At 27.4% G+C, this 13,999-nt stretch carries 14 protein-coding genes; 3 read left to right on the top strand and 11 right to left on the bottom strand.

Features of this window, described 5'->3' with window-relative positions; genetic code table 11:
- The first annotated feature begins 37 nt into the window (after window positions 1-37).
- Window positions 38-403 carry a TraR/DksA C4-type zinc finger protein gene (locus tag QZ288_RS01475; RefSeq protein WP_295154202.1) on the top strand — a complete coding sequence of 122 codons (366 nt, stop codon included), beginning with the start codon at window positions 38-40 and terminating at the stop codon, window positions 401-403.
- Between the two features lie 5 nt (window positions 404-408).
- The gene (priA, locus tag QZ288_RS01470; RefSeq protein ID WP_295154201.1) at window positions 409-2,394 is read left to right on the top strand and encodes a primosomal protein N'; all 1,986 of its coding nucleotides are present in this window, start codon (window positions 409-411) and stop codon (window positions 2,392-2,394) included.
- Between the two features lie 20 nt (window positions 2,395-2,414).
- On the opposite strand, the gene QZ288_RS01465 is transcribed toward priA, so the two are convergent.
- Window positions 2,415-3,023, bottom strand: a complete 609-nt coding sequence (locus tag QZ288_RS01465; protein ID WP_295154199.1) for a response regulator — start codon at window positions 3,021-3,023, stop codon at window positions 2,415-2,417.
- 232 nt (window positions 3,024-3,255) lie between these two features.
- Between QZ288_RS01465 and QZ288_RS01460 the strand changes: the two genes are divergently transcribed.
- On the top strand, window positions 3,256-4,329 hold the full coding sequence (locus QZ288_RS01460; protein ID WP_363322963.1) for a sugar phosphate nucleotidyltransferase: 1,074 nt from the start codon (window positions 3,256-3,258) through the stop codon (window positions 4,327-4,329).
- On the opposite strand, the gene QZ288_RS01455 is transcribed toward QZ288_RS01460, so the two are convergent.
- The 10 genes from QZ288_RS01455 to hslV form a co-directional block, all read right to left on the bottom strand.
- On the bottom strand, window positions 4,321-5,178 hold the full coding sequence (locus QZ288_RS01455) for a hypothetical protein (protein ID WP_295154196.1): 858 nt from the start codon (window positions 5,176-5,178) through the stop codon (window positions 4,321-4,323). The two genes, QZ288_RS01460 and QZ288_RS01455, sit on opposite strands and share 9 nt — an antisense overlap.
- Window positions 5,179-5,184: 6 nt before the next feature.
- Window positions 5,185-6,177 (bottom strand): hypothetical protein, encoded by a 993-nt coding sequence (locus QZ288_RS01450; RefSeq protein WP_295154194.1) that lies wholly within the window; start codon window positions 6,175-6,177, stop codon window positions 5,185-5,187.
- A 79-nt stretch (window positions 6,178-6,256) separates the two neighbouring features.
- Window positions 6,257-7,111 carry a 4-(cytidine 5'-diphospho)-2-C-methyl-D-erythritol kinase gene (gene ispE / locus QZ288_RS01445; RefSeq protein WP_295154192.1) on the bottom strand — a complete coding sequence of 285 codons (855 nt, stop codon included), beginning with the start codon at window positions 7,109-7,111 and terminating at the stop codon, window positions 6,257-6,259.
- Window positions 7,112-7,148: 37 nt separating this feature from the next.
- The gene (locus tag QZ288_RS01440; RefSeq protein WP_295154403.1) at window positions 7,149-7,577 is read right to left on the bottom strand and encodes a hypothetical protein; all 429 of its coding nucleotides are present in this window, start codon (window positions 7,575-7,577) and stop codon (window positions 7,149-7,151) included.
- Window positions 7,578-7,609: 32 nt separating this feature from the next.
- Window positions 7,610-8,107 (bottom strand): hypothetical protein, encoded by a 498-nt coding sequence (locus QZ288_RS01435; RefSeq protein WP_295154190.1) that lies wholly within the window; start codon window positions 8,105-8,107, stop codon window positions 7,610-7,612.
- Window positions 8,108-9,268: a chemotaxis protein CheB gene (locus QZ288_RS01430; RefSeq protein WP_295154188.1), complete on the bottom strand. Its 1,161-nt coding sequence runs from the start codon at window positions 9,266-9,268 to the stop codon at window positions 8,108-8,110. It abuts the gene before it with no gap.
- A gap of 13 nt (window positions 9,269-9,281) precedes the next feature.
- Window positions 9,282-11,453, bottom strand: a complete 2,172-nt coding sequence (gene lnt, locus QZ288_RS01425) for an apolipoprotein N-acyltransferase (protein ID WP_295154186.1) — start codon at window positions 11,451-11,453, stop codon at window positions 9,282-9,284.
- 86 nt (window positions 11,454-11,539) lie between these two features.
- The gene (locus QZ288_RS01420; protein ID WP_295154184.1) at window positions 11,540-11,995 is read right to left on the bottom strand and encodes a bacteriohemerythrin; all 456 of its coding nucleotides are present in this window, start codon (window positions 11,993-11,995) and stop codon (window positions 11,540-11,542) included.
- Window positions 11,996-12,077: 82 nt separating this feature from the next.
- Window positions 12,078-13,439 carry an ATP-dependent protease ATPase subunit HslU gene (gene hslU / locus QZ288_RS01415; RefSeq protein ID WP_295154182.1) on the bottom strand — a complete coding sequence of 454 codons (1,362 nt, stop codon included), beginning with the start codon at window positions 13,437-13,439 and terminating at the stop codon, window positions 12,078-12,080.
- 2 nt (window positions 13,440-13,441) lie between these two features.
- Window positions 13,442-13,972: an ATP-dependent protease subunit HslV gene (hslV, locus tag QZ288_RS01410; protein ID WP_295154180.1), complete on the bottom strand. Its 531-nt coding sequence runs from the start codon at window positions 13,970-13,972 to the stop codon at window positions 13,442-13,444.
- Window positions 13,973-13,999: the final 27 nt, after the last annotated feature.

The following is a 13,999-nucleotide window of genomic DNA, read 5'->3' as shown; positions in this document are numbered from 1 at the left end:
ATATTTATTATATTACTACTGCTTAAAGGCTTGTTATATGACTGCTAAGAAGTTAAAAAAATTTAAAGATTTACTATTAGAAGAAAAGAGAAAAACATTAGATGATTTACTAAGCGGAAATGAAACCTATGAAGCACTTAAAGATGATTCGTATGGGGATATGGTAGATATAGCATTTCAAGCTTATGAAAAACAAAATCTGATGAATTTCTCTCAGAAAGAAAAAGACAAATTAGATATGCTTAATAATGCACTTAAAAGAATAGAAGACGGCAGTTATGGAAAATGTATTGATTGTAAAGAAGAGATTAATGAAGAGAGACTTGCTGCTTTGCCTTATACTTTAAGATGTGTGAATTGTATGTCCAAATATGAAGATAAAAAACGCCGTGAAAAAATGTAATAATAATGTATGTTAAAGTTGTTTTCAATCTGCCTATAGATAAAATACTTACATACAAAAAACCAGATGAGATTAGTGATAGCTTGATAGGATGCAGGGTTATAGCACCTATTAAAGGAAAAAATAATAAAGGTATTGTAATAGAAGAAGTTGAAACTATAGACGGAAACTATAAAGTATATCCTATCAAAGCTAGAATTGATCTTGAACCTATATGTTCCGATAAAGAATTTAAATTAGCTAAATGGATGAGTAATTATTATCATTCATCTTTTGGGGAAGCTCTTTTTGCTGCTCTTCCTGTAGGCACTCCTGCTAAAAAAGAAAAAAAAGCTAAGCCTATTTCAGCAAAACAGAAACCATATTTGAAGCTGAATGATGAACAGGAAAATGTTGTAAAAAAAATCATTGAAAGTATAGAATCAAATAATAATAAAACTTTTTTACTGCATGGCGTTACAGGAAGCGGTAAAACAGAAGTATATTTGCAGGCTATAAAAAAAGCTGTAGATATGGGAAAGCAGGCTATAATTATACTTCCTGAAATATCTTTAACTCCTCAAACTATAAAAAGATTCGCTGAAAGATTTGAAGGCAAAGTAGCTGTTCTTCATAGTAAATTATCTCCAAATGCAAAATATAGATATTGGCAGATGATAAAAAAAGATGAGATAAAAATAGTTATAGGTGCAAGAAGTGCAATATTCTCCCCTACTCCTAACTTGGGAATAATCGTTATAGATGAAGAACATGAAACAAGCTATAAGTCAGCAGACACGCCAAGATATCATGCAAGACAAGTTGCATTTTATAGAAAATCTCAGGAGAATGCTGTATTACTTTTAGGAAGTGCCACACCGTCAATAGAAAGCTATTATTATGCTTCAATAGGAAAAATAGAACTTCTAACATTAAATAAAAGAGCAGCATCTGTTAATATGCCTGAAGTAAAAATATTGGATTTGAAAAAAGAAAAGAGAGCTGATGCTTTTCCTATAATTACTCAGAAATTGGCAGAGGAAATAAATAAAAAGTTAGAAAAAAAAGAACAGATTATACTATTTCTTAACCGTAAAGGATATGCACCTGTTGTAAGCTGTTCATATTGTCAAAGAGTTTTAGAATGCCCAAATTGTTCTGTTTCTCTTACTTATCATAAAAAGAAAAATGTTGTTATGTGCCATTACTGCGGATATACTCAATATTTAGATGAACTTTGCGATGAATGTAAAATAGGACATTTTGAACAAATAGGAAGCGGTACTGAAAAGGTAGAAGAACATTTAAAAATACTTTTTCCTAATGCTGTAATAGAGCGAATGGATCAGGATACTGTCGGAGGGACAAAAAATTATGAAAAGATATTCAAAAGATTTTCTGACGGAGAAATAAATATATTAGTAGGCACTCAAATGATAGCTAAAGGGCTTGATTTTCCTAATGTTACTTTAGTTGGGGTATTATTGGCAGATATGTCTCTCCATATACCAGATTTCAGAAGTGCTGAGAGAACATTCAATCTAATAACTCAGGTAGCTGGAAGAAGCGGAAGAGGAGAGAAAAAAGGAATTGTATATATTCAGACTTATTCTCCTAATAACTATAGTATAGAGTATGCTAAAAATCATGATTATATATCTTTCTATAATAAAGAAATAGAAAATAGGAAATTTCCTCTAAACTATCCGCCTTTTGCAAGGCTTGTAAGGCTAGTGATAAGGGGACTAGACGAAGAAAAAGTAGAAAATGATGCAAATAAAATAGCTGATATGCTTAGAATGGAAACTTATAATAACTCAGATAAAATAATAATATTAGGAGCTTCGGCATGTGCTATAAACAAATTAAATAAATATTATAGATGGAATATACTCATAAAAACTTCATCTCATTCTCTATTAAAAAACTTTTTTGATAAATTAAAATATAATTTCACAGCACAGAAAGATAATTATATAGAAATAGATATAGACCCTGTAAATATGCTATAGCAAATATCAAACAAGAAATATCAAACATCAACATAAAATCTAATAGAATTTTTTATTCTTGCTTTAAGTTCATTTTGACCTACAGGTTTTTTTACATAATCGCATGCACCCTTTTCAAGCCCGTTTACAACATCATCTTCATTATATCTTTTTGTAATAATGATAATTAATGCTGTTCTTAGAGAAACCTCTTTTTTTATCTCATCTAATAAATAAAAATAATCCTTATCTTCTGATAAATTAATATCCATAAGTATAATATCAGGAGAAATCTTCTTGAGTTCTTTAAGCGGTGCTGTCAAATTAGAAACACATACAGTATCATAATCATCTTTCAGCCATTCAAAATAATTTTTTCTTGTAATTTCAATAGGTTCAATTATAGCTAATTTGTATTTAGACTGCTTTCTTTTTAATCTCATTCTTTTTTCTTTCTTATTGAAAGCTAAAAATACCTTTAAATCAGCATATCGTATCTTATATCTTTTTCCAGGAGTAACATCGGCTTTTAATCCATAATGTCTTATCCAATAATTAACTGTAGTCCTAGAAACTCCTACTATCTTTGCAGCATCTATAGGCGACAGCATATCATCATCATCATATATTAATTGCTCAATATTATTCATACAGCCTTCAGCCTCTCAAAATTTCAAAATCTAAAATTATAGGGTATTAGATTAATACATAATGAAATTTTTGTCAAATAAAAATATTTAAGCATTTTGCAAAAGATAAATAAAGTTTTTTTTATTTTTTTTCAATATCAATAAATAAAAATATTATTGTTTTTTATTTTTTTTTCTGTATAATTAAGCTAGAAATTAAGCAGTATTAAAGGGTATATATAATATGTATAATATAAAAAAAGTTGTACTTATTATGGCTGGAGGTATAGGAGAAAGATTATGGCCTTTAAGCCGAGAAAATAAACCTAAACAATTTTTAAAAATAATAGATAATAAATCTCTGATAGAACATACAATAGACAGAGCTTTAAAAATTACTTCAAAAGAAAATATTTTTATAATAACAGGAAGAAGATATAAAGAAGCTTTTAATAAATATATACCGTCATTTAATAAAGAAAATATAATATATGAGCCTATAGGAAGAGATACAGCAGCTGCCATTACATTAGGCATTTTATCTATAAGAGAAAAAATAAAAGAAGATGCTGTAATATCAATACTGCCTTCAGACCCTATAATAAAAGATGAAGATATATTTATAAAAACTATAAATGATTCTATTAATATTAGTAAAGAAACTGATAATATTGTCACTATAGGAATAAATCCTAATCGTCCTGAAACAGGCTACGGATATATAAAATTAAAAGATAATATTAAAGATAATATATATAATGTTGATAGATTTGTAGAAAAACCTAATTATGAAAATGCATGCAGATTTTTAGAGGACGGACATTATTTATGGAACAGCGGTATGTTTACTTGGACTATTAATAATATTTTAAATTCCATAAAAAAATTAATGCCTGATACATACGATAAAGTCATAGAAACTTTAAAAATAAAAGAAGAAAATAAAAAAATAGAAATTTTTAATACTATAAATAAAATATCATTCGACTTTGGCATAATGGAAAAATTAGATAATATAATATGCCTAAAGTCAAGTTTTTTTTGGGACGATTTAGGGGCTTTTTCTGCACTTGGAAGAATATATGATAAAGATGATAATAATAATGTAGTAATTGGAAATGTATATGCAAAAGAGGCTTGCAGTAATATTATAATTAATGATGATAATAAAACTTTTATAGCTGTAGACGGAATTAATGATATTACAATAGTAAAATCTAATGATGTTATTCTAATATATCCTAATAATAAAGATTCTAAAATTAAGGATATATTAAAAGATATAAGAGAAAAAGATGAATTAAAAGATAAAAGAAATTTACTTTGATGATTTATTTTTTTGGGAATATTTATCATTAAGTAATGTTTCTTTATACATTTTATCCTTTGCTTCTTTGATTTTTTCTAATTGAGATTCTTTTTTATCCTTTTCTTTTTTATCTTTTTGATTATTTTCTATAACAGTGCCATTTATTAAAACATTGACAAATTCTATATTATCATTTTTAATAATTTCTTCAGGTATAGTTTTTCCTTTAATTTCTACATTTTCAAATTTTAATGACTTATAAAATATCATATTTCTAAAATCAGCATTGCCTTCTACTATAATATTTTTAAAATCGGCATCTCCTTGCAAACTTGTATTAAGAAAACTTAAATTATTTTGAAAATGAATATGATTAAGCATTAATTTATCAATTATGTCAGTATTAGAAATATTAAAATTACAATTAACTTTCATATTATCAATATCAATAGAATACAGATTTGATAATGACATATCAAAATCAATATTTATTTTAGAATCTTTCATTATGATTTCTTTGTATACATTTGACATTGTGATAAATAAACCGCTTTCAAAATTACTATTTGTAAAATCTAATGATGAAAATAGATTAAAATTTTTCATTTGAAAAGGTCCGTAAAATAAAGAGTTTTGAAAAAGCAAATTGGTATTTTTATCTATTTTTAAACTCTCAAAGCTAAACCCTTCATAACTAATCATATAAGAAAAGTTATAATATCCTCTATAAATATCATCTCTTATTATTCGTCTGAAAAGTCCGTCAGGCTTATCATCGCTATTATGATGTATAATGCATAATCCGTCTTTATATTCTTCTCTATCGCAGTTTTCTGTAGAAGATATTTTCTGTTTACAAATAGCCATAATTCATTAAAACATAAAACTCATACCTATATCATGCGAAATATTATCTTTTTTAAAATTATCAAAAATTACAGCATAATCCAATCTAAACAATTTCACATAAATAGATAAACCCAAAGAAGCCCCCTTATTTCCTATACCAGCCCTTGCTAAAATACCGCTAGGAAGTTTTTGAGCAAGTCTTTTCTGTACAGCACTAGGAGCATCTAATATACTCTCAGGCAAGTCATCATACCAAGCCTTTTTTTCCTTAAATAATCCTAACTTATTAAAATCTATAATCATAGCTTCAATACCCAAAGACACTTTATGACTCACAGACGGAACTGATATAGTATATTGTGCAGATATAGAAAAACTATTGTCGCTTTTAATATAGGCTAAAGATGCCGTTATATCAGTATCTATTTTAGCAAACACATTATCATAAAATCCGAAATTTTTAATTCCTACTCCAAGTTTAAAACTAGGCGTAAAAATAGACTGCATATATGATAAATCAAAAAATAATCCGAAATTATTATGCTTTTCGCTATTATTAACTACACTTTTAATATTTGCCCCTATAAAAGAAGATTCATTAATAGCATAAGAAGCTCCTATATTAATCAAATAAAGTCCGCTGTATATATCATTTTTTTTTATCCCATATACGCTGTCATAAGAATAAATTTTATTAATCTCAGAAGCAAAGCCTATGCCGAAAGCATAAGAAGCTCCTATATGAGCATAAGATGCATTAAATATATACTCATCTTTCATACTAGATGTAATTGTATAATTTAAATTAATACTGTCTCTTAGAACTCCCATCAAAGATGCAGAACTTGTAAATACTGCTGATGAATCATTACCTATTAAAAAGCTAGTACCCATCATACCCCTTGACCTTGTACTGCTTGTTTCTAAAATTGATAAGGAATGTTTTGAAGATATGCTCTCTGCCCCAAAAAACACAGAAGCATATACTAATAATATACTAAATATTTTCTTTATCATTTTTATTATTCTCTTTATATAATAAAATAAAAATTTATATAATATATAAAAATTATAACATAAAAAACATTAAACACAATTAAATTAAACTTAATTTATAAATATCAGCATTAATATTTGATTTTAATTTTTGAAAATCATATTCTAATTTCTCATCATTATGTTCATATAAAATAAAAAGAGAAGAACCTGAACCGCTCATAGATACTTTTCTATTTATAATATTTTCTATTTCTATTTTTATATTTTCTATTCTTTTATCTAAATTAAAAACATTTTTCTCGAATATATTATATGTATTTGAAAGTATTTTTTCAAAATCAATATTCTTATTATCAAGCATATTCTTTATATAAAAAATATCAGACTTATTAAAATCATCTTTTGTAAATCTTGAGTAGGCTGATTTTGTAGATATATGAATATTAGGATATATTAATATTATATTATAAGGCAGTATAAAATCATAATTCTTTATTTTCTCTCCTATACCAGAAACCCAAGCACAGCCGCCTCTTATAAAAAAAGGAATATCTGCTCCGAATTTTGAAAATTTTTCTATTAAATCATCATTAATATTAATATTCAATTCATCTAAAAAAAATTTTATAATGCAGGCTGCATTAGAAGAGCCTCCCCCAAGCCCTGCACCTAAGGGTATATTTTTCTCTATATGTATATTATAGTTATGACAAAGATTCATACTATTTCTAAAATATTTAAATATCTTTGTTATTATATTCTCTTCATTATCATCATCTAAAGCAAACTTTCCGCTAGTTGAGATATTATATTCAGAAGATTTTTCAATATTTATAATATCATATAAGCTAACAGTATGAAATAAAGACTCTATCAGATGATAACCATATTCTGTTTTTGAAGTTATATCAAGAGAAATATTTATTTTACATGGGGATTTTAATACAGGCATATATTTTTTCCTAAGTATTATATTATTTGCATTATTATTAATTATAATCTTTTAAAGGCAGCTTATCTATAGATTCTATTTCCCATTTATTTGATTTATTTACAAGCCTAATATAATAATATGTTGGAGAAAATTCTGTATTTCTAATAATATAATAACCTCTGTAAGGATTAGCACCGTCTCCTATTGTATAATTTATAGTTACAGAAAACTCTTTATTTGAAGAGTATATTAAATTTTTAAGAGAATCATTATTATATAATAAAATATTTTTCATACTTTCTATATTTTCTATATTAGAATTTTTTTCTATCCAATCGATACTATCATTTAATATATCATTTTTCATATTATCATAAAAAATAAATAAAGACTTTTTTTTACTGCTGTCTAAATCATCTAAACAAGATACCAATAATGTTAATATGATAATTAATATAATTTTTTTTTTTATTAAATTTTTCATTAAGTTTTTCATCAATAAATCCTATTTTTCAATTAAATATTTAAGAAATTAATAGTAATTAAATTCCATTTATTATTTAAATAAACTGCGACAAATTCAATAGAGTTCTCGGAAATTTCATTAAAAGACGGATATTCAATTTGAGCTACAGAAATATCTTTGTATACCTTATAAGTAATACTAACATCATAATATCCTCCGTCTCTAGGAAGATAATTACAAAGAGCATCATCATTATTAGAAAATATCCTTTGATATATAGCCCCTCTATTTTTTATAGATTCTATAATATTAATAGGAGTTAATTCATATATTAAAGTCATCTCGCTTAAAGCAGATATAAACTTATCATCTATATCTAAAACAAAATTAGAAGTAAACTCTAAAGTATCTCTATTTGATATTAATGTAGATATATAGCTTTCATACTCATATAAACTATATTCAATACTAGTATTATTATCTTTTTTATTATTACAGGAAAAAATAAAAATAGTCATTATAATAATCAAAACAAAATTCTTTTTCATTTACAGCTTACCTCTCAAGTATTGTATCAAAAATTCAGCAATATCATAAAGCGACAGTACCAAATGCACAACCTTATTTTCTATAACGCTTCTAGGCATACCAAATACAGTAGAACTAGCCTTATCCTGAGCTATAGTTAAATTATTATTATTATATAATCTGCTCATACCCAAAGTACCGTCATTTCCCATTCCTGTCATTATAATAGCAATCGCCTTATCTTTTACAACATCATCAATTGTACTAAATAAATAATCTATGCATGGAGTATAAATAAATTTTTTTTCAGTATCAGGATAAAATTTTATTCTAAGCCTTCCTGCACTATCCATATATACACCCATATTCTTATTGCCCGGCGATATATATACTATAGAAGGAAATATCTCTTCATCTACAGAAGCCTCTTTTATTTTAATTTTGGATATATCCTGCAAACTAGAAATAAGAGATGATGAAAACTCTTTAGGTATATGCTGAGATATAAGTATCGGAAGAGGAAAATCTTTAGGAAAACTAGGAAGCATTATTCTAAGAGCTCTAGGACCTCCCGTTGATATTCCTATAGCAATCAAAAGAGGTGCTTTAAAATCTTTTCTAAAAGACTTGCTTAAAGCTGCTGCAACTTCCTTTTGATTAAAAGGTATTACTCTTATATGCTCATCAAATTTATCAATATCTGCTTTTTTATATTCTTCTGAAGATTCTTTATTGATATATAAATTTATATTAGCAGAATTATAATCTGAATCATATTTAATATTAGTATCAGTTTTAGTTATTTCTAATATTTTAGAAAGTATATTTTCTTTGATAAAATCAGGCGAAATATTTCTAGGCTTATATACAAAATCTAAAATGCCTAAACTTGAAATTTTAGAATATGAATCTTTATTCTGAGCTAAAGAACTCATAATTAAAACATTCACTTTTATATCATCTTTATTTAATAATTTTAAAAGTTCTTTTCCGCCCATTAAAGGCAAGTCTATATTCATCACAACAAAATCAGGCTTCATAGATACTATAGACTTATAGGCATCTATACCATTATTTACAATACATATAACATCTATTCTATAATGACTAGATAATACATCATTTAGCATAGAACTAATCATCTTAGAATTTTCCGCTATAAGTACTTTAACAGCTCCCATATAATCCTTTTTCCTATTTCCTCAAATTATTATTTTTTTTGATATTTTTACTATTAAAACCTTCTTCATTCTCTTCTATAATTGTACCCAAAACCGAAGAAATATCGGATGTAAAATTATTATCTTCAAATATATTATGCTTATCAGAATCCTCAATTATATTGGTTTTTGTATTGTTTTTATCATTATTATTTTCAAGCTTTCTTATTTTTTTTACAGTGATATTATTAGATTTATTATTATTTTTAGAAACGGATTCTTCTATATCATCTAAACTAGGCAAATCATAATTGCTGTCATCATTAATATATTCATCAACTCTTTTTGCTGAAGGAACTAAAGGCTCAGCAATCTCTGCTTTCTTATAAAAGAAATGTTTTTTTACAATTTCTTTAAACTCCATTAATGTTTTTGCTGCAGATAAAAATAAAAACACAAAAATAAATATCAAACAAAGATATACAAACCATTCTCCGAATCTTGTATATATTGTCAATTTATCATTTAATGCTACATTTGCAATCATGTAATCTGGCTTCCAAAAAGGAAGAGTAGAGATAATCCTGCCTGTACTTGATATATGTCCTGTAACTCCTGAATTGCCATTATGTACAATATCTCTTCTATTTTCAATAGCTCTAAATACAGACATATAAAAATGCTGAAGTAAAGATACATCGCTGTAAGACCAAGCATCTTCTGTAATGACTGCTAAAGTTTGGCTGCCGTCATAAACGAATTTTCTAACAAAATCTCCAAAAGCACTTTCAAAACATATAATACCTGAAAATCTGTATCCGTTTGGGTGATTAAATACCGTTAAGCTTCTGCCCCTATTCCATCTATTTGCTCCTGCCTTATCAAATTGGGCATACATAAAACTTATTATATTTTTGAAAGGAAAAGTATTAAGTAAAAACTCATTATCCTGAAAAGGATAAGATTCCCCGCCCGGAACAAGTTTTATTTTGGAATATTCCCCTATAACATTTCCTCTGTCATTTATAAATTCCATACCATTATAATATTGATAAGGATTATATGCATTTTCATTTGTATCTTCTTTTATAATCGTAGTGCCAAGCAAATGATAAGTTTGAGTATATCTAATCATATCATAAAGTATATAAGTATTATATATTCCCGGATACATAGAATTTGAAGCTAATCCGTAATTAAAAGCCTCCCTATATTCAGATAAATAAAATCCGTAAGAATCAAGAGTAACAGATTCAGGATATACTATTAAAGAAGGCTTGGATAGAGAGGCATCTCTTGCAAGTTTTGCTATCCTTTTTACAGAAACAGTACCATTTTGAGTTACTCCGTCAGGTTTTTCTTCGCTTACAAACTTTTCAGGCTTTAAAAGAAATTTCTCAGCAAATCCTTGTATACCTTTTGAACCTTTTCTAAAAGGCTCCCCTGTATATATGCTGTTCCAATAAATATTAGGGTCAAAAGATTTTTGTATTAATGCTATGGAAGTTTTAGGCTGTAATGTTCTTCTGGATTCTTCCAAATTTACTTTTACAGCACCGTATATCATAATTAATATAAATGATGATATAAATATTAATGCAGGAATATATGATATTTTATATTTACTTTTATCTTTTTCTGCATACAGAAGTAAATAATGACTAATGATTGAATTTGAAAAATAAATAAAAAAACTTATGCCAAGCACTCCGAAAATATCGGCAGATTGTATAAACAGAGAAAAATTCCACTGAGAATATCCTATAATGCCCCAAGGAAATCCAAGATATCCCACATTACGCATATATTCCATAAATGTAAATACAATCGGAACAGCTATAAATCTAAGTTCTGGCATCTTTTTAGATAGAAAACCGCTTAAAAGCATAGCTGGAAAATAGAACAGAAATATTATTAAAAATAATATTGTAAATAAAGTTAAAAAAGAAACTACCGCCTGAGTTTCTTTTAACATAAATGAAGTTACCCATAATAATAGATAACCAAAAAATATAAGTACAAATATTGATGAAGCTGTAATATAATATCTAAACTTATCAGCTTTATATATTATAATATTGAGCGGTACAAAAGCTATAAAAGCCATAGGAAATAAATCAAGCGGAGGAAAAGCTAGAGACAAAAGTACAGCACTAATAATACTTAATATAATTACACCAACTATATATGAATTACTCTTCGACACTTAAAATCAATCCTATCATTCTTTTATACAGCAAACTATTATTTAAAGGACAATAACAAATTAATATTATTTATAAATAGTGCTTTTTAACTACCTTCTTTTTTCTTTAAAGCTTCTTTAATCTCATTTACAAACTTTTTATCTTGGAAACCTATATGCTCTAAAAGCCAATCTTTCAAGAATTTAAGAAATTTATTAGCTACGAAAGGCTGACCCTCTTCATATTTTCTAATCTGGTCAACTATTTCCAAATAGAAACTCTTATGCATAGCCTTATGATTTTCAGCATCTGAATAATTAATTAAATCCATTATTTTTTCTTCTGTTTTAAAATGATACTGAGTATAATCTATACATTTTTTAATAGATTTAATGAAAGCTTCATTAGCATTAGCACTGCTGTCTATAGTTGCTAAGTAAAGTTCATTAACAATATTAACCAACTCTTTATGCTGGCTGTCTATAAGTTTATGTCTTGTTTCATACAAAGGAACCCATTTTATATATATGGCAGCCTCTTGTTGTTCATTTTTATTATCCATAATTTACTCCATTTTTATTTGTTTATACTTTATTATTTTATAAAAAAATAATGAAAAATCTACAATATATAAAAAAACACTATTATAATATATATCTGCTTATATCTCTATTATCTTCAATATCTTTCATAGCGTCTTTTATATTATCGGCATTAATTTTTATAAATTCACCTTTATGCTCATCGGCACTGAAAGAAATTTCTTCAAAAACCTTTTCCATAATGGTATAAAGTCTTCTAGCACCTATATTTTCTACATTAGTATTTATATTATATGCTATATCAGCTATGGAAGATAAAGCATCTTCTTCAAATTCTATTGTTACGCCTTCAGTTTTTAAAAGCTCCTGATACTGTTTTGTTATAGCATTTTTAGGATTAACAAGTATATCTTTAAAATCTTCTTTAGATAAAGCCTTTAATTCCACCCTTATAGGAAATCTTCCCTGAAGCTCAGGAATCAAATCTGAAGGCTTATTAATATGAAAGGCTCCTGCCGCTATAAATAATATATGATCTGTTTTGACAGGACCATATCTTGTATTTACAGTAGTGCCTTCAACTATAGGAAGCAAATCCCTTTGCACTCCATGACGGGCTACATCCGCACTGTCTGTTTTATTACCGCTTGCTATTTTATCTATTTCATCTAAAAATATTATACCCATATTCTCTGTAAGACTTAAAGCATCAGAAGTAATTTTATCCATATCAATAAGAGATTCTGAAGCCTCATTAATCAAATATTTCTTAGCCTCTTTGACTCTAAGACGCTTATGCTTCTTGCTTTGAGGCATAATGCTTCCCACCATAGACTGAATCATATCGCTTTCTTCAAAACCCATACCCGGAATTATACCAAACATTCTATTATTTCCGCCTGATATTTTAAGCTCAACATAGCTTTCATCAAAATCACCATTAGATATGCGTTTTTTTATCTGTTCTTTAGCATTTTTTTTCTTTTGTGCCTCTTCTTCTGATATATTATCGCTGCTGTCTTTTTTTACTGAAGGAAGCAGTAATTTAGCTAATTTATCTAAAGCTATTTCTGTAGCCTCTTTTTCTACTTCTTTCATCATAGCAGATTTCAAATCAAATATTGCAACATTAACCAAATCACGCACCATACTTTCAACATCTCGTCCCACATAACCTACTTCAGTATATTTTGTAGCCTCAACTTTAATGAAAGGAGCATTAACTAGTTTTGCAAGCCTTCTAGCAATTTCAGTTTTTCCTACTCCTGTAGGTCCTATAAGTATGATATTTTTAGGTGCAACCTCATCTTTTAATTCTTCTGGTAAATGGCGTCTTCTATATCTATTTCTCAAAGCTATAGCAACAGAGCGTTTAGCCTCTACTTGCCCTATTATATATTGATCCAAAGCCTCTACTATTTTTCTAGGCGTAAGTTCGCTTTCTAATTTCGCATCAAATGACATATTTACTCTATTACCTCCAAAGAAATATTACTATTAGTGTATATACATATTTTAGAAGCTATTTCTAATGATTTTCTTGCTATTTCTTCAGCAGAAAGATCAGTATTTTCACTTAAAGCCATAGCCGCCGCCTTAGCATACTGCCCGCCGCTTCCTATAGCTAATATATTGTTTTCACTCTCTATAACATCGCCGTTGCCTGAAAGTAAAAGCATTTTTTCTTTACTTGCAACTATAATAAGTGCCTGCAAATTCCTAAGCATCTTATCCGTTCTCCATTCGCGTGCAAGCTCAACTGCAGCCCTAGTTAAATCACCTGAAAACTCCTGAAGCCTCTTCTCAAATTTTTCAAATAATGTAAAAGCATCAGCGGTAGAACCTGCAAAGCCTGATATCACTTTACCGCCGTATAATTTTCTCAATTTAACTGCATTAGGCTTCATTACAGTTTCGCCTAATGTTACTTGTCCGTCTCCTGCTATTGCTGTAATTCCGTTTCTGCATACTGCACATATTGTAGTACCTTTAAACATATATTATTATCCTCTTTAATAAAGATT

Origin of the sequence: uncultured Brachyspira sp., from assembly GCF_910578695.1 — a bacterium.
Classification (GTDB): Bacteria; Spirochaetota; Brachyspiria; order Brachyspirales; family Brachyspiraceae; genus Brachyspira.
This window is presented reverse-complemented; position numbering and strand designations above follow the sequence as displayed.

Excerpts from the sequence above, each read along its gene's own strand:
- priA (WP_295154201.1), top strand. The coding sequence starts at position 409 with ATGTATGTTAAAGTTGTTTTCAATCTGCCTATAGATAAAATACTTACA.
- ispE (WP_295154192.1), bottom strand. The coding sequence starts at position 7,111 with ATGCCTGTATTAAAATCCCCATGTAAAATAAATATTTCTCTTGATATA.
- QZ288_RS01475 (WP_295154202.1), top strand. The coding sequence starts at position 38 with ATGACTGCTAAGAAGTTAAAAAAATTTAAAGATTTACTATTAGAAGAA.
- QZ288_RS01455 (WP_295154196.1), bottom strand. The coding sequence starts at position 5,178 with ATGGCTATTTGTAAACAGAAAATATCTTCTACAGAAAACTGCGATAGA.
- QZ288_RS01440 (WP_295154403.1), bottom strand. The coding sequence starts at position 7,577 with ATGAAAAATTTAATAAAAAAAAAAATTATATTAATTATCATATTAACA.
- QZ288_RS01430 (WP_295154188.1), bottom strand. The coding sequence starts at position 9,268 with ATGGGAGCTGTTAAAGTACTTATAGCGGAAAATTCTAAGATGATTAGT.
- QZ288_RS01435 (WP_295154190.1), bottom strand. The coding sequence starts at position 8,107 with ATGAAAAAGAATTTTGTTTTGATTATTATAATGACTATTTTTATTTTT.
- QZ288_RS01450 (WP_295154194.1), bottom strand. The coding sequence starts at position 6,177 with ATGATAAAGAAAATATTTAGTATATTATTAGTATATGCTTCTGTGTTT.
- hslV (WP_295154180.1), bottom strand. The coding sequence starts at position 13,972 with ATGTTTAAAGGTACTACAATATGTGCAGTATGCAGAAACGGAATTACA.
- hslU (WP_295154182.1), bottom strand. The coding sequence starts at position 13,439 with ATGTCATTTGATGCGAAATTAGAAAGCGAACTTACGCCTAGAAAAATA.
- QZ288_RS01465 (WP_295154199.1), bottom strand. The coding sequence starts at position 3,023 with ATGAATAATATTGAGCAATTAATATATGATGATGATGATATGCTGTCG.
- QZ288_RS01420 (WP_295154184.1), bottom strand. The coding sequence starts at position 11,995 with ATGGATAATAAAAATGAACAACAAGAGGCTGCCATATATATAAAATGG.